Raw genomic sequence first — 23,331 nt, 5'->3', positions numbered from 1 at the left:
TTGAGCGACGTTACTGACCAAAAGCAAACCCTCATTTCGCGCTCCGCATCAGAAGACCGATGATTCGCTCCAGCAGGTGGTGCCAATGATCGCCCATTGTTTGATTGGTGACCGACCATCTTTGATTGCCCAAGTTCAAGGACGAGACGACCATCATACTCACTGGTATTAGGCGTCCAGCTATTGCTAGAAGACGAAAATGCGAGCCGCATCGAAGCGGAGCGGGTTGAAGGAAGACCGCGTGACGACCACGACCGAGAACACCAGCCTCATCACAACCCCGGCGACGGGAGCCCCGAGCTACAAGAATGAGCTCCAGAGCTTCGAGAAGGGTCTGATGACTTTCATCGCGCAACATGGCCTACCGACGCAGAACGTGCTCGTCCCGGTGGAAGAGCGCGTGCGGGTTTTCAACAATGTGGAATCCGTGTTGGATCTGCTCGGCCTCGACCACAAGCAAAAGTCGACTTACGTATCGAAATTCATCGCCGCTGCTGCATCGGGCCTCTTCGATGCGGCATTAAACTATCTCTGGGACGAAACCATTCACGAGCTGCGCAAACGCGTAGTCCGTTACGATCTAGAGTACTTCTTCGATCTTGCGGTAACCAACCCTGACAAGCGCAAGAAGCTCGCGACGGAGGAAGACCTCGCTCGACTGGATGACAATGAGCTGATCCGCGGCGCTTCCGAGATGGGACTAATCTCGGACCTCGGCTTCAAGCACCTCGACTACATTCGTTACATGCGTAATTGGGCGAGCGCCGCCCATCCTAATCAAAACCAGATCACCGGCCTGCAGCTCATCGCCTGGTTCGAGACCTGCATCAAGGAGGTCATCGCGCTTCCCGAGACGAACGCGACCGCTCAGATCAAGGCGCTGCTGTCCAACATGAAGACTCACGCTCTTGACGCTGTCAGCGCCCAGCAGGTTAGTGGCTTCTTCGTCGATCTGATGTCAGACCAGAGCAACAACCTGATGGCGGGGTTCTTTGGCATCTACACGAACGAGAGTTCACTTCCCTTGGCACGCGATAACGTCCGGCTTCTGGCGCCTCGGCTCTGGCCGTTTGTTGGCGAGCCGATGCGTAAGAACCTGGGCGTTAAATACGGGCAGTTCACCGCGAACAATGACGCCACCAAGTCTAAGCTGGCGCGCGAGTTCCTCGATGGCGTCGGTGCCGCGAGTTACATACCGGACGCGATCCGCGCCGCTGAGCTTGGTACCGCTATCGACGAGTTGCTCACCGCCCACCGTAGCTATAACAACTTTCACCTTGAGCCATCCTTTGCACGGCGTCTCGAATCGCTCGTCGGCGAGAAGGGCCTTGTTCCGCCCGCCATCGCAGAGCGCTACGTGGAGGGTCTGGTCGAAGTATTCCTTACGAACGGCCACGGCGTCGCATGGTCCGCCGAGCCGATTTATCAGCGCCTCCTCGGGAATCTCGACGCGACGCAGATTTTACTTGCCGTGCTATCGTTCCGCAAGATGCATATAACGAGCAAGCTTCAGTTTAGGCTTCCGAAAGACAAGTATCGCGAGCTGCTCGATGCCGCGAAGTCGAAAATCACCAGCCCGCAAGGACTCGACATCATAAAAATAATCGAGGAATACAAGCCGCCGCTCGAACATATGCGCGGCGAGACTAGACTTATGGAGAAGGTCAACGCGATCACCAAATCACTTGGGTTCTAGGTGTACGGTCCGTCGCTGACTGTGCCGCCGAGATTGTCGCAAGCAGCTGAAAGTTAGCTCGGCTGCTCGCGTCCGCTTTCAGGCAAGCGCACGGATGCCCCTTGTCTGGCTTTTGTGCTGCGTCCTGCTCTTCGAATCCGGCGCGATAGCGAGCAGACCGGAATACAGATACCGACCGAAAGAGCGCCGAGGACGGGAAACGACGATGCGTCTATACCGCTTCATGAATGCGGAGAATGGCCTGCGCTCGATCCGCGAACGGCGGCTCAGAATTGGCCGAATTGAAGAGCTTAACGACGACTTCGAGTTCATCGGCGTGGCGCTGCAGGACAAAGCGGAGCGCATTGCCCTGCGAGAAATGCGGCGACACCTGAGCGACAAGAATGGAGTGCTCTGCATGACAAAGAGCTGGTCGAGCCCTCTGATGTGGGCGCATTACGCAGATAGCCACAGGGGCATGGCCCTTGGCTTCGATGTTCCCGATCAAGCCTTCTATAGTGTCGAGTACACGGCCAAAAGGCCGAAACTTTCTGATTTCGGCCACTTGACGCTCGACGATATAACGCCCGAAGACATCAAACGTCTGACCAAAATGAAAGCTATGGGCTGGTCTTATGAGCAGGAGTACCGCGCTTATATTGCTCTCGAAAATGCCACCATTATCAACGGATCCGTTCATTACTTTATGCCATTCTCGCATAATTTGAATTTGCGCGAGGTCATCGTTGGGTCTCGGTACACGGGACGACGGTCGGATGTCCTCGCCGTGGTCGATGATCCTACCGTCGACACCTACATGTCGCGCGGCAGTTTCGAAGATTTCGTCGTTGTCCGGCAGCGCGAAGACAGCATGTGGCCCTGACGGCTATTCTTCAGATCCAAATCATTCAGGCCCACCAGGACCTCGGCGCGCAGGTCGGGGCCTTCGTCGTGGCCGCCGAGCAGAGCAGCCGGCCTGCGACCATCCACTCCCGCGCGGCCTGAAGCGCGGGGGCGATCCGGGACGTCGCGAGACGAGCGACCGCGCCTGTATAGTCGTTCGCTGATTGCCAAGCCTCGCTCGCCCCTTCGTCAGAGCGGAAATCTTCTAGGAACTTATTCAGCAGGGAGCAGCTAAAGCCGAAGAGAAGTCACGAAGTGAGATTGCCGGAGAGCATTCGGTGCCTAGCGTCAGCCAACTCGTGAGTACGGGTAGGCGTTTCTGATGTAAGTGTTCAAAAATTGCCCCTTCGAAGCCGACTGCATGAACTGTTCGTACAGGTCGGCCCCCACGTTGTAATACTGGTAGACGGTTCCATTGGAGAACTCGACCTCAAGCGTCTCGCTCTCCGCATCATAACCGACTGACGCGATGTTTGTCGAAGCCACGAGCTGGCGATCCATGTCTATTTCTCGCCTTCGGCGTCCGGCTCAACGGCCTGGCGCTGGATGTTGGTGACCACGGCTACGGCGGTCGTGCTTTGCGCTCGCCACGACGCGACGACGCGATCATAACCCTCGGCCTTCCTACGCGTCGCCCAAGCAACAGTAACTGCAGGGTCGGCGCTTCGGGGAAGATGCGTTTCGGAGGGCAAGGTGACGCGGCAACGCACGGGAAGCCTCGCGGCTTCGCCGGCGATAATGGCCTCACCCGTGCGCAAGACCGGGAGCAGGTCCATCAGCCCCGAAAGATTGTCGGGCAAGGCACCCTTCACGCGGCTTCTGTCCGCTGGGTTCGAGAGACGTAAAGCGATTAGAGTCCCACACTGCGACAGTACGGTCTCGTCGACTTCCGCAGGCCGTTGGGAAACCAGCATCGCTCCGATACCGTATTTTCGACCTTCTTTGGCTATCCGCTTTACGATGGCCGAGGCCACGTCCCCAGTATCGGGGCCGAGATAACGGTGAGCCTCCTCCATTACCACTAGCAGCGGACGGAGAATTCCTCCTTCGGTTTTTTCCCGACTCCAGAACAGCGCTTCGTAGACGATGCGGAGGATTGACCCGATTAGACGTTCCAACACCGTGCTCGGAACTCCGGACAGATCCAAGATGGTGACGGGACGATCATGGCCAAGCCATTGCCCTAAAAGTTCGTCGAGGTCTTTGGCGACTGCGCCGTTCAGGTCTGGTTCCCACGGCCCAGGATGCAGAAGGAAATCGAAGCGTCGGTCGAGCAACCGAGAGCGAAGCAGATTGAGCTGGCGACGGATGCCCTTGGCAGCGGTGTTCACGAATGGGCCAGCCGCGCCCATAGCGTGAGGCGTGTATCGCGGCGGCGTGAGCGTGTTGGCATCCCCCGGATGCTCGCGGGCCGGCTGATCACGCTGCGGCCCAGTGAAGGTTGTGGTCTCGAAATCGATCAGCTCGTACCATAAATGCTTGAGGCTGAATGGAACCGGACTGTCCACCGTCAGGGACTGCGGGTCGAGCCCTGGAAGAGGCGATGCGTTCAGTCTCGCGGCCTTCAGCTCTTGGATCTTGTCGGTAAAGGCGATTTCCTGATTGTCGTTCAGACCACCCGCGACGAAATTGAGCAGTTCGCCCGCTTCAAGTGCCCAGAATGGCACGTAAAGCGGCTCTTCTCCGGGCTGTGGCGTCGCACTAAAAACGCGCGCCACGTCGGACAAGGCTTTCGAGTACTCGCCGTGCAAGTCCAATAGTAGGATGCGCGCGCCGGGCGACCCTGCAGCTGGCGCCTCAGGCCGGACGATTGACCGCAACAAACTGGCGACGGTTGTGGATTTGCCAGAGCCCGTGGAGCCGAGCACCGCGCAATGGCGCGTCACAAGGTTGTCGAGCGATAGCCGCACTACAATGTTCTCGGCGCTGGAAAGCGTACCGATGGCTACCTGGTCATCGCCGCCACGGCCGTAGATGCGCCGCAGGTCGGCTTCGGTCACAATGTGGACGGTATCATTGATGTTCGGGTGTTGACTCAACCCTCGCTCGAATGTGGCGCCGATCGCTTCCCCGGCTAGCTCGACCTTCATCCAACGGCCGGTGTCTACGGAGGTTTCGGCAAAGTTTGCAGGTACAGCTGTTGCCCCGACCTCGGATACCACGCCGTAAAGGTCTTGGTAGCCCTGTGGAATGCGTACGAAGCTCCCGACTTGGCCGACCCTATAGGTGTGGCCATTGATGATTGCCAAACCAGACGCCAGCGACGCGGCCAGCTTCACGGTCACCGACGCGCCGGAGACAGCGCTTACGCAGCCGAGGAAAGTGGGATCGGTGCTATTCAATGCGCAGGTTCCGCTTCGGGCGCGTCGGCCTGCTGCGGCTCGTCCTTGGCAGAGCGGGTCAAGTCCGACGCTTGGGCAAGTGCGCAGAATCTTGCAAACTGCACGAAATCCCCCAACAGAAACTCAGCGGTTCGGTCCGGCTTCCGCCTATCCCAGAAGCTGGCGCGGATTTCTCCCCAGTTTTTGGCGAGTTCACCGGGTTGCCAACGCCCGGGAACACTATTGATGATCGCGCCATCCGCCGCATATACGCTTAAGTTTGGTCGGTCATACGCTAGCCGGCAGGCACCTTCTTCCTTGTCGAGGTCGCCATACTGGAACGCAAGCACGGCCGTATTTGCATTCATAGCCAAAGTTTCGTCCAGGACCGCACAGACGTGCGCGTCGCGGAAAGAGAAGCCGGTCGTCAGCAACAGGGTGTCCGGTGTAAGCAGAAACGTCTTAAGGCGCTCGAATAGTGAAGCGTATGGCTGCTTCTGAGTCAGATCATACTTTAGGTAATCGGGATAAACGAGCTGCGTTGCCTCGCGCGCGCCGCTTCTAACGACGGCGCCGCCTTCAAGACTCCAGCCCAATGACCCATGCAGCTTCCAAAGTCTTGACCATCGCGGCGGGAGATCGTCGCCCGCCACAGTGACCGGATCGAAGAAGGGCGAGCTCCCCCCGGAAAAGCCATCGAAGTACGGTGCTCGCGCGCGCTCAAAGGCTTCCTCGAACAGAAGGTCGTAATTCGAAGTGAAAACCTCAACGGCATGGCTACGCACCGTCCCACTGATCCAGGCGACCAGCTCGTTGTAGGCATTCCGCTCGGCCGGAAGTTTCGGCCCGACCAAAGTGCCGATCTCCTTGCAGATCGCTTTTCCGAGGTCTCGATAGCCTTGGCTGTCGAGACCATGAACTTGCGTCGTGCCTAAGGCCTGCTCCAAGAGGCGCACCTTCGACAGCAGCGCCTCGACGTTTGCTTTCGTGCCGAGCCCGGTGTGAATAGCCGTCGCTGCGGTCTGTTCCGTTCCTTTCAACGCCGCGAGAACCTTCGCGGTCAGAGCCTCTACGTCGGGAATCAGCGGCTGACCCGCCGAATTTAGCTTGCCGCCTGCGTCGACTTTGATCGATAGCGGTGCTCCTGCGCCAACAAGAAGACCAATGCGCTTGCGACCCTGCGATAGGACCTGCCGCAAGTCGGCCATATAGCGATCCGGATTGTGAACACTCTCCATCTATTCCCGCCCGAACTTAAAGCCCTAAGGTACAGATTAATCGGCGATTTGTGGCCGCCACGCAACCTGGGCGATAGCAACTGTTAAAGCTTCAAATTGGTAGCGATCCCGACCGACTTTGAATTAGCTCTAATGCAGCCGCATGCCGCGCGCATATTCGGGCCAGTGTTAATGATCAGTTGTCGGGGTACGACCGCAGGCAAACGTCAAGAGATCAGTTAAGGGCCGACACAAACAACGCGGCCTTCGCGAGATCAAACTGCCCCTAAGTGGACGTTCCCAACGTTATCAAAGGCCAATCTCGCTCGTGAGATCCTAGCCGCGAATGCCTCACCTAGGGTCGGGAGCCGAATTTCGACGGTGCAACGGCCGGCTACGTCATTGCTGACAGACCTTCTTTGACCGTCCTGCAGCTTTCTTCAACGCCGTGCCTCGTGCCCTGAGATCCTGTCGTAGCCGCCCGCCCGTGCCAGCCCCGGCGGTCACTGGCCGTCCAATACCCTATGCAGAAATGGGCATATCAGACGCCGGTCGGCCGGGGCGAAGAAGCCAATATTCTCCGGCAGGCTGGGCGGCCATTCGCCTGCAATGTGACCGGTTGAACAAGGTAGCCGCAGGAGCGTCAGCATAGCGACGCCGAAGGCGGGACGCGGGACCGACTGCCTCCGGCACTTTGCTCCGCCGCGCGCCAGCGCTCGGACCATCTTCACAGGCGAGTTGTTATGATTGCTAGAGCCCTAGGGTAGAGGGGCAGCAATAATCTGACCATTCGTCCATCAGCGCACGCCGTTTTTTTAGAGCGGTAGAGCGGCGATAGGCTCCTTCGACCCCACCGACTGAATGAGCCAGGGCGGCTTCGGCTACCTCGCGCTCATGGCTCGTGCAGTCGCCGGCCCAATCTCTGAAGGTGGATCGGAAGCCGTGGGCTGTAACGTCAACATTCATCCGGCGTAGCAACGATAGGAAGGCCATATTTGAAAGAGGCCTGCCTGGTGACTGGCCAGGAAACACGAAGCTGCTGCCTTCCGAAGCGTGGGGGCGCATGAGTTTCAGTATGTCGACTGTGCGGTCAGAAAGCGGAATAATGTGCTCGCGTGCCGCTTTCATTCGCTCGGCAGGAATCGTCCAAAGTTTTTGATCCAGATCGATCTCGGCCCATGTGGCGCCGAGCACTTCACCGGTCCGCGCCGCCGTCAAGATCAGGAATTCAAAAGCGAGCGCGCCGTTTGTTATGGCCCGCGCTCTCAGTTTTTTCATGAACGCGGGCACATCCCCATAGGGAAGCGCTGCGTGATTGTCGCCACGTGGTGCGCGTGGGAGAACAAGGGCAAGGTTGCCAGCGAGCTTTGCTGGATTTGGCGCTTGAGGTGGAGTTAGCCCCTTCACCCGAGCGGCGTCGAGGATCGCCTCGATCCGGCGCCTTACCTTTTTTGCAGTTTCTTGCTTCGTGACCCAGATGGGGGCCAGCACGGCTTGGACATGCTCAAGGCTGATGTCGTCGACCGGCATTGTGAGCAAGGTCGCGGCGTGGTGCTCGATCGACCACAGCCAGTTTGACTCGGCACGGCTATCTTTCCAGGTCGCTTTCCGTTCGATGATATAATCCTTGGCGAAGTCGCCAAACAGCACGCGCTTCGTCGCGGTTGCAGCCGCCTCTTGGGCAATCCGTGTCGCCGAGCGAAGGGCTGCTTTCTCCGCGACAGGATCACGGCCAGAGGCGACGGCAGAACGAATTTCTACCGCTCGCTTGCGCGCGTCAGTCAGAGAGAGACCGGTAGATCCAGCCGAGCCTAGCCCCATCTCTCTTCGCTTGTTGGAGTGGTGGTAAAACATGACCCATTGGCGGGAGCCGCCGGCCGCAACCACGCAATAAAGCCCACCTCCGTCGCTGTGACGGCCTTGGGGCAGTGAGGCAATTGCCCCCTGCTTCAAGATATTGATCTGGCGCGCCATTTTATCCTGCCATCGTGTGATAGTGGGATAAAATCCAATCTAGGGAGTGGGATCAACTCAGGTCCCACGAATTATCCCACTAACGACAGGACGCCTGACGAAGCTTCATGATCGGCCATGAAGCGTCATGAACGAGTAAGGCATTGAAAAATCAATGCCTTATGACCGGCTGCGAACTGTTCTGAAACGTCAAGAAGAGAGGGGATGGTGCCCAGGGGCGGAATCGAACCACCGACACTGCGATTTTCAGTCGCATGCTCTACCAACTGAGCTACCTGGGCGCCCCGGGGCGCGCCGCGCCGTCCGTGTTGGTGGAGGCGATATAGAGGCTGCCGTTCGGCCTGTCCAGTCACTTCAGCCGGCTTTCTGCTTGGAGGTCGCCTGCCGCGCTGCCGCCTGTGGATGAGCGAAGATAACCGCGAACCGCGGCTGTCGTCCGGATCAGGCGGATAGGGGCGCAACCTGTCGAAGCTCGGCCCGGTCCAGCACCTCCGCCAGCCTGTCGACCGCGGCCAGCGCTCCGCGCCGGGCCTTCTCCGATTCTGCGACCGCAGCCTGGCTGTAGAGCTGCCTGGCGAAGGCGATGATGCCGTTCACCACCTGGAATGAGGCGTCGTGCAGCTCTGCCGATTCGTGCAGGGCGAGGTGTAGATGCGCGACATGGGTTTCGGCGCTTTCCTGCAAGGCCTTCGCGTTCAGCACGCCGGCCTTGAGCACGTCCGTGCGCAAGCCTTCGATGTCGCGTTTCAGCAGATCCCTTGCCTGCTCGGCCATCGGCGCCCCCTCGAGAAGACGGTCCTTGTCGGCCGGCGGATTGTAGCATCGAGGGGCCCGGCGCATAGCGACAGCCTGACCTTTGGTTACCTGATTCTCTACCGCAGAGGGGAGCGGCCGGAGCGATCGGCACGCGGACCGTCAGTTCTCGGAATCCTGGGCGATCGGCGTGTCGGCCGGCCGGAACTGCTTGCCCTTGATCACGCGGACGAGAGTGCGCACCAGAGCCGCCACGACGATAACCAGCGGCAGCGCCATCACGGCGTTACCGTCCAGTGCCAGCCAGATCGCCAGACCGCAGCTGACGGCGATCCCGATGACGAGCAGGAGTTTCATCGCGAGGCAGGATGCCCCTGCTTGCGGGCGGGGGCAAGGGAGCGTGCCGTTGCGTCATCGAGTATCGGAAAGGAGCAGTTGACGCTGCGCCCCGCGCGGGGAAGGATGGCGCGTGCTTGCCGTCGTAGCTCCCGCGTGCCGGGGCGCTCATCGACCTGATCGACAGCGAAGGCGCTTCCTCCTGGTGCTTGCGGGACTGGTGTCCTGCGGGGCTGCCCCGAGGGCGACGGCGGGTAATCTGCTGCCTTGGTCCGGCGAGGGGCCGCCGCCACTCGTGCTCGATCGTCTGGACGGCCCGGCGATCGATCTCGCGGAATTCCGCGGCCGGCCCGTCATCGTGCATTTCTTCGCGACATGGTGCGCGCCCTGCATCGAGGAGATCGCCGCGCTCGACGCCCTGGCGACACGGCTTGGCGCCGGGGTGACCATCCTCGCCGTCGATGTCGGCGAGGTCGATGCGCGCGTCCGAAATTTCTTTCGCCAGCGCCCGATGCGCTTCCCGATCCTGCTCGACCGGGACCGCGCTGCGATGAAGCGCTGGCGGGTGGACAGGCTGCCGACGAGCTTCCTGCTCGATCGCGATCTGCGCCCCGTATCGCTCGCGGTCGAGCCGCTCGACTGGACCAGCCCGCCGGTGCAGGCGGCATTGGAAGCCCTCACCGGAACAAGCCCGATAGACACCAGCGCAAACAGGGGGAGGAGCACACCATGATCAGCCGACGCGACATGCTCAGGACCGGTGCGGCCGCGGGAGCGGCGCTGCTGTTGCCACGCGAGGGCTTCGCGCAAGCGCCCGTCTTCGCCCCCAAGCCCGGCAAATGGCGGGATTTCGAGGTGGTGACGCGCCTCGATCTCGCGGGGCAGGGGAAGACGCAGGCCTGGATCCCGCTGCCTTCCGTCGCGGCGGCCGGATGGATCAAACCCGGCCGCAACGAGTGGCAGACCAACGCCGCTTCGGCCGAGATCGTCAGCGAACCCAAATACGGCGCGCAGATGCTGCATCTCGTTTTCAAGGAGGGCGAGGCGGCGCCGGCCGTCGAGGTCAGGAGCCGCTTCTCGCTGCGCGACCGCGCCGAAGATTTTGCGAAGGGGGCGGCTCCGACGCTTGGGGCCGCCGAGCGCAGCCTTTATCTGGAAGCGACCGAGTTGATGCCGACCGACGGCATCGTCCGGGAAACCGCCGAGAAGGCGGCGGCTGGCCAGGCGAGCGACATCGACAAGGCGCGGGCCATCTATCGATGGGTCGTCGCGAACACCTTCCGCGATGCGAAGACGCGCGGCTGTGGCACCGGCGACGTCGCCTCGATGCTGCGCAGCGGCAATCTCGGCGGCAAATGCGCCGATCTCAACGCGCTCTATGTCGCGCTCGTGCGGGCGCTCGGCATCCCGGCGCGGGATATCTACGGTATTCGCGTCGCGCCCTCGCAATTCGGCTACAAGAGCCTGGGGGCGGGATCCGAGGTGATCACCAAGGCCCAGCATTGCCGTGCCGAAATCTGGCTCGAAGGCCATGGCTGGGTCGCGACCGATCCGGCCGACGTCCGCAAGGTCGCGCTCGAGGAGCCGCCCGGAAACAACGCCGTCGACGATCCCAAGGTCGTCGCGGCGCGCGAAGCCCTGTTCGGAGCCTGGGAGGGCAACTGGCTCGGCTACAACATGGCGCATGACCTCGTGCTGCCGGGCTCGCAGCACAAGGTCGGCTTCCTGATGTACCCGCAAGCCGAGGTCGCCGGAGCGCTGCTCGATTGCCTCGATCCCGACACGTTCCGGTACACGATCAAGGCGGCCGAGATCACCGCCTGAGGCAAGTCGCGCGCGCGACGTTTCTTCGCGGACGCGTGAGCCGTCCCAGCCTCGGCGACATGCAGGGCCGGGACGACGGCGTGGTTCCGCGTCAACTCGACCACGGTTTCGGGTGAGGCCCGGAGGAGGTTCTGCGATGAGTGACACGATCGAGCGCGAAGCGCCGGCCAAGCCGGTTGTGCCACGGCTCACCAGCCTGGCGCATGGTGGCGGCTGCGGCTGCAAGCTGGCGCCCTCCGTCCTGCAGCAGCTCCTGGCTGAGCACCCGGCGGCGGGCCCCTACAAGCAGCTCCTGGTCGGTACCGAGACCGGCGACGATGCCGCTGTCTGGCAGATCGATGCGGAGACCTGCGTTGTCGCGACCACGGATTTCTTCATGCCGATGGTCGACGATCCCCGCGATTTCGGCCGCATCGCCGCGACCAACGCGATCTCCGATATCTATGCCATGGGCGGCAGGCCGATCATGGCGCTGGCGATCCTCGGCATGCCGCTCGGCCAGCTGCCGATCGAGGCGACCCGCGAGATCCTGAAGGGCGGCGCGGCGATCTGCGCCGAGGCAGGCATACCCGTCGCGGGCGGCCATTCCATCGACGCGCCCGAACCGATCTACGGGCTCGCGGTGATCGGCCTGCTGCATCCCCGGAATCTGCGCCGTAACAGCGGTGCGAAGCCCGGGGATGCCCTGATCCTGACCAAGGCGCTCGGCGTCGGCATCTATTCGGCCGCCTTCAAGAAGGGTGAGCTCGCGCCGGCCGCCTATGACGAGATGCTCGCCTCGGTGACGCTGCTCAACCGGATCGGTGCCGAGCTGGCGAAGGACGACGACGTCCACGCGGTCACCGACGTCACCGGCTTCGGCATTCTCGGCCACGGGCTGGAGATGGCGCGCGGCTCCGGCGTCACGTTGAGGCTGAGGCTCGCCGATCTGCCCTTCCTTTCCGAGGCCGAGCGGCTGGCACAGGAGGGCAGGGTGACGGGTGCCTCCCACCGCAACTGGGCCAGCTATGGCGAGGGCGTCGAATTGCCGGCGGCGCTGCCGGACTGGCGCCGCCATCTGCTGGCGGACCCGCAGACCTCCGGCGGGCTGCTGATCTCCTGCGCGCCGGAGCGGGCGCGGGATATCCTCGCGCAGATCAGGGAGGCGGGCTATCCGGCCGCGCGGATCATCGGCGCGGTCGAGGCGGGGCCGGGGCGCGTCGTGGTGGATTGATACTTGCGGGCAGCATGAGATGCCTGCCGCCGTCATTGCGAGGAGCGAAGCGACGAAGCAATCCAGGTGACTGGGCTGAACGTCTCCCCAGCCCCCGGATTGCTTCGCTACGCTCGCAATGACGCTGGCGAATCTGGAGGGATCTGCTGCCGCTTCAGGCTTCTTCTACCTTGAGGTTCCGGCCCCAGACGTCGAAGAAGGCGCCCTTGTTGAGCACCAGCCGGTCCTCGCGCAGCGAGGTTTCGAGCTCGCGGAGGCGTCCGCGAGCCAGTTCGTCCGGCACGAGCCCGCCATCGCCGTCGCGCGTCGGGAAGAAGGCCGCCCCGTCCCAGTTCACGCCGGCGCCGCGCAGCATCAGCACGATGTCGCCCCAGTCGATCTCGTTGCCGACGACATGGACGAAGGTGGAGCGCAGCGGCTCGACCTTGGGCTCGGTGATCTTCACCAGCACGATCAGCGCGGTGAATGGGCCCTTGCGGAAGAGCTTGCCGAGCCAGCGGTCGAAATCGGTTCCGAGCCCCCTAGAAGTCGACACGCGGCGTCTCTGGCATGTAGCGCTCGAACAGGGCGTAGAAGTCGCTGCCGGTCTCGGCGCGGTACCAGGCCTCGAAATCGCGAAGCGCGGCCTCGGCCGCGTCGAGCCCCTGGCCGCCGGCATCGGCGAGGCCGCTTCGCAAGGCCTCGAGGAACGGCAGGAGGCGATCGAGCACGCGCTCCTGCGGCGGGCCGATCTCGTCCCAGCCGAGCGACTGCGCCACGACGAAGCGGGCGCGCGCCACGGCGGTCTCTGGCTCCTCGGCATCGGAGATCGCCCTGACGGCGCCGCGTACCAGATTGAGCCGCCGGAAGGCGGTGCTGCGCTCCTCGGCCAGCGCGGCGATCCGCTGCGCGGCTTCGGTGCGGTAGCGCTGCTCGGCCTGTCGCGCCGCTTCGGCGGCGCGCTCGAACGATGCGATCAGGTCCGGGGCAGGGGCGTCGTCGTCGATCATGCCGCCTCAGGGAATTGGCGGAAGAGAATGGGAGTCGAACCCACCAGAGACCGTCTGACGGCCCCTCCCGGATTTGAAGTCCGGACGCCCCACCGGGGACGCTTCTCCTCCATCGGTCATCGCGGGCTGCGGGCCGAACAGGTCGATCCGCCGCCGGTTGATGCGCCTGAGATCGCCGCGGCGGATGGTGAGGCCGTGACGATCGAAGAACTCCAGTATCTGGATAGCGACCTTTCGGCCGTTGTCGAGCCTGTCGCGGAACTGCGCCGCGTTGAAGCCGGCCGGATGGGCGCCGGCGAGATCGATCGCGATCGCGACCATCTCGCCCAGCGTCGCGCGCAGGAAGAAGTGGTCGAGCGCGACCTCGTGGACGTCGCCGCGCCGGCCGGCGAGCCGGAGCAGCCTGCGGATCTCCTCCTCGCGATGGCCGAGCAGCTGGCCGATATCCCGGACGCGCGGCGGCCGGAAGCGCTCCTGCCCGTCGATCAGCGGCGCGATGCGCGCCCAGAGCGCCTCGTCCTCGGACGAAAGCCGGACCTCGTGGCCGGGCAGCCTGACCCATGAGCCGATGGCGACGAGCGCGCCTTCATCGGCCAGCCGCGACAAGGCCGACCGGAAGACGGGGGCGGGCAGGCGCGGCGCGACAGCCAGGCGCAGCCGCTCCAGCCCCATGCCGGGCAGGTCCGGATGCTCGGCATGCCAGGCGTCGAGGCGCGCGGCGCTCGCCTGCGCCAGAGCCTGCCAGTGCTCGGGCAGCATCGTCAGGGCGCCGATCCTGACGAGGCCGAGCTCCTCCGCGAGCCGGCCGGCCGTTTCGGCCCCGAGCGCACGGTCGCGCGCGAAGCCGTCGGGATCGATATGATACGGCGGCAGTGACAGCAGGCCGCGCAGCGCTTCGGCGGGATCAGGATGGCCGTGCGCGGCGAGCTGCGCCAGCCGTTCCGGACTGCGGCGGCGCCGCTCCGGCGCGCGCAGGTCGAGGAAGCGTCCGCCGCCGATGGTGCGCGAGGCGCTCGTGTCGCGCAGCACGAAGCGGTCGAGCGCCGCGGCCGCCAGCGGCTCGTCGAGAACGAGCTGGACCGGAGCCGTCCCGCCCGGGGCGGTCTCGTCGCCCAGCAGCACGATCCGCGCCCCGACCTCCGCCGCGGCGTGGTGCAGCCGTACCGGTTGCCACATCGCGAGCGGCTTCGTCTCGGAGGGCAGCACCGTCACCTCCGCATCGATCCGCCGCGTCGGCGCATGAAGCGAGGGGGCCACCACCATGTCGCCATGCCCGATCGCCTCCTTGGAGATGTCCGGGCCGGCCAGGTTGAGCGCGCAGCGATCGCCGGCCATGCCGCGTTCGGCCGGGCGGTTCTGGGCATGGATCGACCGCACCCGCGCCGCAAGGCCGGCCGGCGAGACGACGACACCGTCGCCGGCCGCGACGCTGCCGGACAGTACCGTGCCGGTGACCACCGTCCCGGCGCCCTGCAGGGTGAAGCAGCGGTCGACGGCCAGCCGGAAGGCGCCGTCGCCGCGCCGCGCTTTCGTCTCGCGCGCCTTGCCGGCGAGGAGCGTGGAGAGTTCCGGAAGGCCGTCGCCCGTCAGCGTCGAGACGGGAAGGATCGGGGCTTCAGTGAAGCAGGTCTCCGCCAGCAGGTTGGCGATCTCGGCGGCGACCTCGGACAGCCGCGCGCCATCGGCGAGATCCGCCTTTGTCAGCGCCACCACGGTCTGCTCGATCCCGAGCAGCCGGGCGATGGCGACATGCTCGCGCGTCTGCGGCATCACCCCGTCATCGGCCGCGACGACGAGCAGCAGGAGGTCGATGCCCGAAGCGCCGGCCAGCATCGTATGCACGAATTTTTCGTGGCCGGGCACGTCGATGAAGCCGATGACGCTGCCATCGGGCTGCTGCCAATAGGCGAAGCCGAGCGCGATGCTGATGCCGCGCGCCTTCTCCTCCTTCAGCCGATCGGTGTCGACGCCGGTCAGCCGCCTGACCAGCGAGGTCTTGCCGTGGTCGATATGGCCGGCCGTACCGATGATCATGGCCCCGCCTCCGCAGGCGAGGCGGCGATGCGCGCGGCCTTGATGAAAGGCGCTGCGAGCAGGCTGCCCTTGGCCTCGGCCGAGAGCAGCAGGGCAAGCGCGCGGCCCGCATCCTGCGGCACGCCCTGGCCGAGCAGCGTCGCGGCGCCGAGCATCGCTTCCGAATCCGGGTCGCCGGCCGCCATGCCCCGTTGCCACCATGCGGCGGCGAGGGCGGGTTGGCGCTCCACGCCGAGCGCGTCATGGTACATCATGCCGAGCCTGGTCATGCTGGTGGCGACCCCGGCTTCGGCCGCGGCCTGCGCCCAGCGCAGCGCCTCCGCTCGATCGTCCGGCTGTCCGCCTTCGAGCAGCATCCAGGACAGCATGTCCTGCGCCGGGGCGTCGCCCTGCTCGGCGGCGAGGCGGTAGAGGCGCGAGGCTTCCTCGTCATTCTGCGCGACGCCTTCGCCCTTGAAGTGAAGCGCCGCGAGATTGCGCTGTCCGACCGGATCGCCGCTTTCGGCGGCCAGCGTCAGCCAGCGTAGCGCCAGCGCCGGATCGCGCGCGACGCCGAGCCCTTCGGCGAAGCAGGCGCCGATGTTGTTCTGGGCGCGGCCGATGCCGGCATGGGCGAGCGGCCCCCAGAGCGCGAGCGCTGCCGTATGGTCGCCGCGTTCGACGGCCGCGGCGGCGGCGGCCATCGCGGCGGCGGCGTCGCCACGGCTCGGCTGCCCGTTGCCGGCGGAGGCCTTCCGAAGGAGGCGTTCAAGCCAACCCATCGCCCGGCTCCGCGTTCAGCGCATCGAGCTGCCCAGCGAACAGCGCCTCATCCTCGAGACAGCGCAGATCGAAGATCAGCGCGCCCTGTGCGATCCGGCCGATGATCGGCACCGGCACGGCCCGGAAAGCCGCCGCCAGCTTCTCGACGGCCGAGCCTGCCGCCTTCCCGGCCGGCTTGATCGCGAGGCCGGCGCTCGGCAGCGTTTCGAGCGGCAGCGCACCCGAGCCAATCTGGCTGGCGCAGTCGATCGGATCGACGATCCAGCCGGCACCGAGCGCGGCAGCCAGCTGCGGCTGGAGCCGTTCCGCCAGCGCGCGCAACTCGGCCGGCTTGCGGGTGAACAGACGGAGCGTCGGCAGGCGCTGCGCCAGGCTGTCGGGGGCGCGATAAAGCCTGAGCGTCGCCTCCAATGCCGCCAGCCTGAGCTTGTCGAGGCGAAGCGCCCGCTTCAGCGGGTTCTTCGCCAGCCTGGCGACCAGGTCCTTGCGCCCGGCGACGATGCCCGCCTGCGGCCCGCCGAGCAGCTTGTCGCCGGAGAAGGTGACGAGGTCGGCGCCGCCCTTCAGTGCGTCCTGCACCGTCTTCTCCTTGCGCAGGCCCCAGCGCGAGAGGTCGACCAGCGTGCCGGAGCCGAGGTCGTCGACGAAAGGCAGCCCGTGCTCGCGGGCGAGTTTCGCCAGTTCCGCCGGCTCGACCTCGGCGGTGAAGCCCTGCACCACATAGTTCGAGGTATGCACCTTCATCAGGAGCCCGGTTTGCGGGCCGATGGCTTCGGCATAGTCCCGGAGATGGGTGCGGTTCGTCGTCCCGATCTCGCGCAGGAGGGCACCGGCGCGGGACATGATGTCCGGCATGCGGAAGGCGCCGCCGATCTCGATCAGCTCGCCGCGCGAGACGATGGCCTCGCGCTCCCTGGCGAAGGTGTTGAGGACCAGCAGCACGGCCGAGGCGTTGTTGTTGACGAGGAGGGCGTCCTCGGCGCCGGTGAGCTCGCGGATCAGCTCGCGCACATGCGCGTCGCGCTCGCCGCGCTGCCCGGTCTCGATCGCATATTCGAGATTGGTCGGCGCGCGCATGGCGGTGACCACCGCCTCGATCGCCTCCTCCGCCAGCAGGGCGCGGCCGAGATTGGTGTGCAGCACGGTGCCGGTCAGGTTGATCACCGGGCGCTGCGAGGGCCGCCCGCGCTCCTCCAGCCAATCCAGCACGGTGCGGCTGATCTCCTCCGGCGAGGAGGCGAGAGGCTGGCCTCCGCCGCGCAACTGCTCCAGCACCCGTCTCACGGCTTCGGTCGCCGCTGCCCGTCCGTGGCGGGCGATGGCGACTTCGCCGCCTGGGCTGCGTAGCACCGTATCGACCGAGGGCGGGCGGAAGCGTTCGGGCTTGTTCATCAGGCTCCCTCCGGGAGACGCGTGATCAGCTCTCGAAAAGCCATCGAATGATCCCAACGCCGGATCCACCTTTCGGTTCGATGCCTAATAGCCGAGCAGGAACGGGTTCACGCCGGCGCGCCGCCAGCCGGCCTCGGTCACCAGCAGGTCGAGGCCGAGGCTCGCGACATCATCGGCCACGGACTCCAGCTCCATGTCCTTGCGCTGGTAGAGGATCTTCACATAGGTCCGGCACTCGTCGCAGGTCTCGGCCTTGATCGTGTCGGCCACGCCCTCGATCTCCTGATAGGCGATGCCTTTGGTGGAGCCGCAGGAGACGCATTTCACCCGGACATGGTTCCATTGCGTCGCGCAGAGCGAGCATTGGACGTAGCGCACGCCCTCGATATTGGCGTCGCCGACCACGGCGCTGCTGACCGGCGGCCCGCCGCAGCAGGGACAGACCCCGTCCGCAACCGGCTGCGGCAGGAGCGGGTCGAGAAGGGCGGCGCGCCGGGCGGCGGCGACCTGGAGCGCGGCCGCGGCGAAGATGTGCTCGGCGAACGCCTCGACCGGCACTGCATCCGCCAGCACGGCCGCGAGCATCGCCTGCCGATGCTCGTCGCTCGCCTGCGCGATGCGGCCGAGCGCGGCGCGGGCCTGCTCGGGCATCACGACGGCGGCGAGCAGCGCCGGAAGCTCCACCAATGCCGCCATGGCGCTCGGCTCTCCGGCCAGCTCCTCGCGCGGCAGGATCGGCATGGCATGCCCGGCCCGGCGGCGCATTTCCGCAAGCGGCGGCAGGGCAGGGGCGGGCAACGCACGCGCCAGCGCATCCTGGGCCTTCGCGACCTCGGAAAGGAAGAGGAGATAGGCTTCGAGCTGGTGCCCCGGTGCCAGCGCCGCGAAGCGCATGGCGCGCAGGCCGAACAGGGTTTCCGGCTTCGGTAGCCGGACGAAGGGCGGCTTGTCGCGTTCGGCGATGCCGACATCTTCGAGGGCGGGAAAGCCCGGATCGTCACTCATCCGCTGTCCTCTCGAACCGCACGGGTCACGGGAGGCGGAGCGGCCGGGGCCGCTCCGCGATCTTGTCTACTCGGCCGGGCCGACGCCGTGGCCGCGTGGTGGCGTCTGACGTTCGTCGATGACGCCTTTGCGCGCCTCCTGACGCAGCCAGAGCCGATGGTGGCGGAAGGCCCAGCCGCCGGTGACCTTGCCCTCCGTCATCGCGTTGATCGTGCCGCGGACGTAGAAGGCGGCATAGATGTGGACGATGACGACCAGCAGCATCGCGACCGCCGTCAGCGCATGGAGGATATGGCCGATGCGCTGCTGCTCGATGGTGAAGGTCGCGCCGAAGTATTCGTACCAGATCATGATGCCCGTCCCGAACAGGACGAGGATCAGGAGCGTCATCAGCCAGAAGATGATCTTCTGGCCGCCATTGTACTTGCCGACCTCTGGAAGGTTCTCTTCGCGCCCTGCCACCACCTCGCCGATGTGGCGCATCCAGTGTGAGTCGGCCTTCGTCCAGAAGTTGTAGCGCACCATCTGGATGAACAGGATCGTGAAGCTGGCGAGCAGCACGACCCCGATCCAGGGATGCAGCATCCGCGTCGCCGCCCCGCCGCCGAACAGGCTCGACAGGAAAAACAGCGAGGGGTGGAACAGCGCCGCCCCGCTGAACGCGAGCAGGATCAGCGAGATCGCGGTGATCCAGTGGTTGACGCGCACGCGGCCGGGGTAGCGGTCGACGGTCGTGCGCTCCTCTTCACGCCTCACGGCCACGGGCTGCCTCCTCGTCGATCAGATGCTCGGCCTTGCGGTCCTCCGCACGGCTGACATCGTTGCGTCGGGCGACGGTGGCATGGACGAAGGCGAAGGCCGCGGCGAAGCCCACGACCGCCATGCCGGCATATTTCGTCAGCCCCTTCCACAGCTCGACGACTTGGCTGATCCGCGGATTCTGCGGCAGTCCGGCATAGAGCTGCGGCTGGTCGGCATGGTGCAGCACATACATCACATGCGTGCCACCCACCCCCGGCGGGTCGTAGATCCCGGCGTTCTTGAAGCCGCGCGACTTCAGGTCCGTGATCCGGCCCTCGGCATGGTCCAGCATCGCCTGCTTGGTGCCGAACACGATCGCGCCGGTCGGGCAGGCCTTGGCGCAGGCCGGCGCCTGGCCGACCGAGACGCGGTCCGAGCAGAGCGTGCACTTATAGGCCTTGTGATCGGCCTGGCTGATGCGGGGGATGTTGAAGGGGCAGCCCTTCACGCAATAGCCGCAGCCGATGCAGTTTTCCGAAACGAAGTCGACGATGCCGTTGTTGTACTGCACGATCGCGCCGGGCGCGGGGCAGGCCTTGAGGCAGCCCGGATCGGCGCAATGCATGCAGCCGTCCTTGCGGATCAGCCATTCGAGATTGCCCGTCCCCGGGTTCTCCCATTCGGTGAACCGCATCAGCGTCCAGGTGTTCTCCGTCAGGTCGTGCGGATTGTCGTAAACCCCCCGGTTGTAGCCGATCTCCTCGCGCAGATTGTTCCACTCGAGGCAGGCGGCCTGGCACGCCTTGCAGCCGATGCATTTCGAGACGTCGATGAGCTTCGCCACCTCGAAATCGTGGCGGACATCCGGCGGCCTGAAGGTGGTCGCCGAGATGCGGGCGAAGTCCTGACTCTGCAATCCAGCCATTGGACCCTCCCTAGCTCACAGCCGGACCGTTGGACGGCTCGACATTCACCAGGAACGCCTTGAACTCGGGCGTCTCGATGTTGGCGTCGCCGACGAACGGGGTGAGGCTGTTGGGGCCGAAGCCCTTCCTGGCCGCACCGGTGAAGCCCCAATGGAGCGGGATGCCGACGACGTGCACCGTCTTGCCGTCGCAGACCAGCGGCTTGATGCGCTTGGTCACCACGGCCTTGGCATAGACCACGCCGCGGGCGGAGGAGACCTTCACCCAGCCGCCCTTCTGGATGTTCTTCTCCGCAGCCAGCTGTTCGCTGATCTCGACGAAGAACTCCGGCTGGAGCACCGCATTGACCCAGACATGCTTGGTCCAGAAGTGGAAGTGCTCGGTCAGGCGGTAGGAGGTCGCCGCATAGGGGAACTTGTCCGAGGTCCCGAGCGCGGCGAGATCGTCCTTGAAGATGCGCGCGGCGGGGTTGCCGCGGATCTTGGGCGCCATCACGTTGGCGACCGGGCTTTCGAACGGCTCGTAATGGGCCGGGAAGGGGCCGTCCTTCATCATGCCGCGGGAGAACAGCCGCGCCGTTCCCTCGGGATTCATGATGAACGGGCCGACATCCTGCGGCTTGGCGGCCGGCGCGATGTCCGGCACGTCATAGCCGCTCCAGGCCGTTCCGTTCCACTCGATCAGCTTGCGCTTTGGATCCCAGGGCTTGCCGTCGAGATCGGCGGAGGCGCGGTTGTAGAGGATGCGCCGATTGGCCGGCCAGGAGAAGGCCCAGTTCGAGTAGGCGCCGGTGTTGGCCGGGTCGCTGGTGTCGCGACGGGCCATCATGTTGCCTTTCTCGGTCCAGCTGCCGGAATAGATCCAGCAGCCGCAGGCGGTCGAGCCGTCGTCGCGCAGCTGCCCGAAGGTGTCGACCTGCTTGCCCTTCTCGAGCAGCACCTTGGTGGGGTCGACCGGATCGGTCACCGTCGACACGACGTAGCCATTCATCTCCTTGGCCATCTCGTCCGGCTGCGGATCGTCCGCAAGGCGATAGGGCCAATGGAGATTGACGATCGGGTCGGGGAAGGCGCCGCCCTCCTTCTCGTAAAGCGCCCGCAGGCGCTGGTAGAGCTGGGCCATGACCCAGGTGTCGGTCTTCGCCTCGCCAGGAGGTTCGGCGCCCGGCCAGTGCCATTGCAGCCAGCGGCCGGAATTGACCAGCGAACCCTCGTCCTCGGCGAAGCAGGTCGTCGGGAGCTCGAAGACCTCGGTCTGGATCGACTCGGGCTTGACGTCGTTATGGACGCCTTCGTCCTTCCAGAACCGGGCGGTCTCGGTCTGCAGCGGGTCCATCGAGACCAGGAACTTCAGCTTCGACAGCGCCTGCGTGACCTTGCCCCGGTTGGAGAGCGAGAGCAGCGGGTTGAAGCCCTGGCAGAAATAGCCGTTCACCTTGCCCTGGTGCATCATGTCGAAGTACCGGAGCATGTCGTAGCCGGGCACGTCGAGTTTCGGCAGCCATTGATAGGCGAAGTCGTTCTCAGGCGTCGCCGCCTTCCCCCACATCGACTTCAGGAAGCTCACCATGAACTTCCTGTAGTTCTGCCAGTAGCTCATCTGGTTCGGACGCAGCGGCTTGAAACCGCGCGTCGACATGTAGGTCGAGAAATCGACCTCCTTGTCGGTCCCCAGCGTGAGGTAACCCGGGATCAGGTTCGACATCAGGCCGATGTCGGTGAGACCCTGGATGTTGGAGTGCCCGCGCAGCGCGTTCATGCCGCCGCCGCGCACGCCGATATTGCCGAGCAGGAGCTGCAGCATCGCCATGGAGCGGATGTTCTGCGAGCCCTTGGAGTGCTGCGTCCAGCCCAGCGCGTACATCGAGGTCATGACCTTGTCGCGCGCGGAGCATTCCGAGATCAGCTTGCAGACCGCCAGGAACTTGTCCTTCGGCGTGCCGCAGATGCGCTCGACCATCTCCGGCGTATAGGCCGCGATGTGCTTCTTGAGCAGCTGGTAGACCGAGCGCGGATGCTGGAGCGTTTCGTCGATCTGGACGTAGCCGTCCGGACCGAGTTCGTATTCCCAGCTCGATCGGTCGTAATCGCGCTTCGCTTCATCATAGCCGGTGAACAGGCCGTCCTGATAACCGAAGCCCTCCTTCACGATATAGGGCGCGTTGGTGAAGGCGCGCACGTAGTCGTGCTGGATCTTGTCGTTGTCGATGCAGTACTTCATCGCTCCGAGCAGGAAGGCGATATCGGTGCCCTGCCGGATCGGCGCGTAGAGGTCCGCGACCGAGGCCGAGCGCGTGAAGCGCGGATCGACGACGATCAGCTTGGCGCCACGCTGGGCTTTCGCCTCCGTGACCCATTTGAAGCCGCAAGGATGCGCTTCGGCGGCGTTGCCGCCCATGATGATGACGAGGTCGGTGTTCTTGATGTCCGTCCAGGAGTTGGTCATCGCACCGCGACCGAATGTTGGGGCCAGACTGGCCACCGTCGGTCCGTGTCAGACACGCGCCTGGTTGTCGAACGCCAATATCCCCGTGCTTCGCACGACCTTGTAGGTCAGGAAGGCCGTCTCGTTGGTGGTCGCCGAAGCGGCCAGGAAACCGGTCGTCAGCCAGCGATTGACCGTGACGCCGTCCTGGTTCGTGGCGACGAAGTTCTTGTCGCGGTCGTCCTTCATCAGCCGCGCGATGCGGTCGAGCGCCTCGCCCCAGCTGATCTGCTTGAACTCGCGCTGACCAGGGCCGCGATATTGCGGCACCTTGGTGCGCGTTTCGGAGTGGACGAAATCGAGGAGGGCCGACCCCTTCGGGCAGAGTGTGCCGCGATTGGTCGGGTGGTCCGGGTCGCCTTCGATATGGATGATCGCGGGATGCGCGTTCTTGGACTTGTCGCCCAGGCTGTAAAGGATCACGCCGCAGGCGACGGAGCAGTACGGACAGGTATTTCGTGTTTCGGTGGTGCGCGCCAGCTTGAAGGGCCGCACGGCTTGGGCAAGTGCCTCCTCGGCACCGCCAAACCCCAGCGCGGCGACGGCAGAGCCGCCCAGACCCGCACCTGCGGCTTTCAGGAACTGGCGACGCGAGAGCTCATGCAGCATCTCAACCTCCCAGGCGAATGACAGGGCGTCATTCAATTTGGAATAGTGAGACCCTGGGAGGGGGGCGTCAAGCCGCATGCGCCGCCGGCAGCCGGCGCTTTTGCGCCGGGCCGGGAAGCGAAAGCCGAATCTCGGAAAATAATGTTATATAATAGTGGGTTATGGGAGGATGC

Annotated in this window: 20 protein-coding genes, 2 tRNA genes and 1 pseudogene; 6 read left to right on the top strand and 17 right to left on the bottom strand. The window is 64.6% G+C overall.

The window, feature by feature from the left end; translation table 11 throughout:
• Positions 1 to 241 precede the first annotated feature (241 nt).
• The 3 genes from B5Y19_RS21365 to B5Y19_RS26640 all read left to right on the top strand — a co-directional run bounded on the left by B5Y19_RS21365 (position 242) and on the right by B5Y19_RS26640 (position 2,680).
• On the top strand, positions 242 to 1,696 hold the full coding sequence (locus B5Y19_RS21365; protein ID WP_210190124.1) for a hypothetical protein: 1,455 nt from the start codon (positions 242 to 244) through the stop codon (positions 1,694 to 1,696).
• 205 nt (positions 1,697 to 1,901) lie between these two features.
• On the top strand, positions 1,902 to 2,558 hold the full coding sequence (locus B5Y19_RS21360) for a DUF2971 domain-containing protein (RefSeq protein ID WP_176168685.1): 657 nt from the start codon (positions 1,902 to 1,904) through the stop codon (positions 2,556 to 2,558).
• On the top strand, positions 2,549 to 2,680 hold the full coding sequence (locus B5Y19_RS26640) for a hypothetical protein (protein WP_280174390.1): 132 nt from the start codon (positions 2,549 to 2,551) through the stop codon (positions 2,678 to 2,680). The genes B5Y19_RS21360 and B5Y19_RS26640 overlap by 10 nt, the downstream gene beginning before the upstream one ends.
• Positions 2,681 to 2,866: 186 nt before the next feature.
• Here B5Y19_RS26640 and B5Y19_RS21355 read toward each other — a convergent pair whose 3' ends face one another.
• From B5Y19_RS21355 to B5Y19_RS21325, 7 genes are all read right to left on the bottom strand, one after another.
• A complete protein-coding gene (locus tag B5Y19_RS21355) occupies positions 2,867 to 3,079 on the bottom strand; it encodes a KTSC domain-containing protein (protein WP_079592055.1) in 213 nt (70 codons plus the stop codon).
• 2 nt (positions 3,080 to 3,081) lie between these two features.
• Positions 3,082 to 4,920 (bottom strand): ATP-binding protein, encoded by a 1,839-nt coding sequence (locus B5Y19_RS21350; protein WP_079592054.1) that lies wholly within the window; start codon positions 4,918 to 4,920, stop codon positions 3,082 to 3,084.
• A complete protein-coding gene (locus B5Y19_RS21345) occupies positions 4,917 to 6,107 on the bottom strand; it encodes an SIR2 family protein (protein WP_079592053.1) in 1,191 nt (396 codons plus the stop codon). Before B5Y19_RS21345 ends, B5Y19_RS21350 begins: the two co-directional genes overlap by 4 nt.
• 759 nt (positions 6,108 to 6,866) lie before the next feature.
• A complete protein-coding gene (locus B5Y19_RS21340) occupies positions 6,867 to 8,090 on the bottom strand; it encodes a tyrosine-type recombinase/integrase (RefSeq protein ID WP_079592052.1) in 1,224 nt (407 codons plus the stop codon).
• 205 nt (positions 8,091 to 8,295) lie between these two features.
• A tRNA-Phe gene (locus tag B5Y19_RS21335) sits at positions 8,296 to 8,371 on the bottom strand.
• A 160-nt stretch (positions 8,372 to 8,531) separates the two neighbouring features.
• Positions 8,532 to 8,864 carry a hypothetical protein gene (locus B5Y19_RS21330; RefSeq protein WP_055726442.1) on the bottom strand — a complete coding sequence of 111 codons (333 nt, stop codon included), beginning with the start codon at positions 8,862 to 8,864 and terminating at the stop codon, positions 8,532 to 8,534.
• 141 nt (positions 8,865 to 9,005) lie between these two features.
• Positions 9,006 to 9,200 (bottom strand): hypothetical protein, encoded by a 195-nt coding sequence (locus B5Y19_RS21325; protein WP_055726443.1) that lies wholly within the window; start codon positions 9,198 to 9,200, stop codon positions 9,006 to 9,008.
• 274 nt (positions 9,201 to 9,474) lie between these two features.
• Here B5Y19_RS21325 and B5Y19_RS21320 point away from each other — a divergent pair, with 274 nt between their 5' ends.
• The 3 genes from B5Y19_RS21320 (at position 9,475) to selD (ending at position 12,216) form a co-directional block, all read left to right on the top strand.
• A complete protein-coding gene (locus B5Y19_RS21320; protein WP_055726444.1) occupies positions 9,475 to 9,912 on the top strand; it encodes a TlpA family protein disulfide reductase in 438 nt (145 codons plus the stop codon).
• Positions 9,909 to 11,003 carry a transglutaminase-like domain-containing protein gene (locus B5Y19_RS21315; protein ID WP_055726445.1) on the top strand — a complete coding sequence of 365 codons (1,095 nt, stop codon included), beginning with the start codon at positions 9,909 to 9,911 and terminating at the stop codon, positions 11,001 to 11,003. The genes B5Y19_RS21320 and B5Y19_RS21315 overlap by 4 nt, the downstream gene beginning before the upstream one ends.
• Positions 11,004 to 11,139: 136 nt before the next feature.
• Positions 11,140 to 12,216 (top strand): selenide, water dikinase SelD, encoded by a 1,077-nt coding sequence (gene selD / locus B5Y19_RS21310; RefSeq protein WP_055726446.1) that lies wholly within the window; start codon positions 11,140 to 11,142, stop codon positions 12,214 to 12,216.
• Positions 12,217 to 12,370: 154 nt separating this feature from the next.
• Here the strand turns inward: selD and B5Y19_RS21305 are convergent, their stop codons facing one another.
• The 10 genes and pseudogenes from B5Y19_RS21305 to fdnG form a co-directional block, all read right to left on the bottom strand.
• Positions 12,371 to 12,751 (bottom strand): hypothetical protein, encoded by a 381-nt coding sequence (locus tag B5Y19_RS21305; RefSeq protein WP_055726447.1) that lies wholly within the window; start codon positions 12,749 to 12,751, stop codon positions 12,371 to 12,373.
• Positions 12,738 to 13,205, bottom strand: coding sequence for a hypothetical protein (locus B5Y19_RS21300; RefSeq protein WP_055726448.1), 468 nt, complete (start codon positions 13,203 to 13,205; stop codon positions 12,738 to 12,740). The genes B5Y19_RS21305 and B5Y19_RS21300 overlap by 14 nt, the downstream gene beginning before the upstream one ends.
• A gap of 15 nt (positions 13,206 to 13,220) precedes the next feature.
• A tRNA-Sec gene (locus tag B5Y19_RS26220) sits at positions 13,221 to 13,316 on the bottom strand.
• Between the two features lie 105 nt (positions 13,317 to 13,421).
• Positions 13,422 to 15,239: pseudogene (gene selB, locus B5Y19_RS21295) on the bottom strand (selenocysteine-specific translation elongation factor); the annotation flags it as partial.
• Complete coding sequence (locus B5Y19_RS21290; protein WP_079592051.1) at positions 15,236 to 16,000, bottom strand: tetratricopeptide repeat protein; 765 nt, start codon at positions 15,998 to 16,000, stop codon at positions 15,236 to 15,238. The gene B5Y19_RS21290 and the pseudogene selB, both read right to left, overlap by 4 nt.
• Positions 15,987 to 17,393, bottom strand: coding sequence for an L-seryl-tRNA(Sec) selenium transferase (gene selA, locus B5Y19_RS21285; protein WP_055726153.1), 1,407 nt, complete (start codon positions 17,391 to 17,393; stop codon positions 15,987 to 15,989). The genes B5Y19_RS21290 and selA overlap by 14 nt, the downstream gene beginning before the upstream one ends.
• An 84-nt stretch (positions 17,394 to 17,477) precedes the next feature.
• The gene (gene fdhE / locus B5Y19_RS21280) at positions 17,478 to 18,398 is read right to left on the bottom strand and encodes a formate dehydrogenase accessory protein FdhE (protein ID WP_079592050.1); all 921 of its coding nucleotides are present in this window, start codon (positions 18,396 to 18,398) and stop codon (positions 17,478 to 17,480) included.
• 66 nt (positions 18,399 to 18,464) lie between these two features.
• Complete coding sequence (locus tag B5Y19_RS21275; protein WP_055726155.1) at positions 18,465 to 19,160, bottom strand: formate dehydrogenase subunit gamma; 696 nt, start codon at positions 19,158 to 19,160, stop codon at positions 18,465 to 18,467.
• Positions 19,144 to 20,064, bottom strand: a complete 921-nt coding sequence (gene fdxH, locus B5Y19_RS21270; RefSeq protein ID WP_055726156.1) for a formate dehydrogenase subunit beta — start codon at positions 20,062 to 20,064, stop codon at positions 19,144 to 19,146. Before fdxH ends, B5Y19_RS21275 begins: the two co-directional genes overlap by 17 nt.
• Before the next feature lie 10 nt (positions 20,065 to 20,074).
• Positions 20,075 to 23,158, bottom strand: a complete 3,084-nt coding sequence (gene fdnG, locus B5Y19_RS21265) for a formate dehydrogenase-N subunit alpha (protein ID WP_082459016.1) — start codon at positions 23,156 to 23,158, stop codon at positions 20,075 to 20,077.
• Positions 23,159 to 23,331: the final 173 nt, after the last annotated feature.

It is taken from the genome of Allobosea thiooxidans (assembly GCF_900168195.1).
In the GTDB taxonomy this organism is placed as follows: domain Bacteria; phylum Pseudomonadota; class Alphaproteobacteria; order Rhizobiales; family Beijerinckiaceae; genus Allobosea; species Allobosea thiooxidans.
Note: the sequence above shows the minus strand (reverse complement) of the source record. Positions and strands in the feature narration are given on the sequence as shown.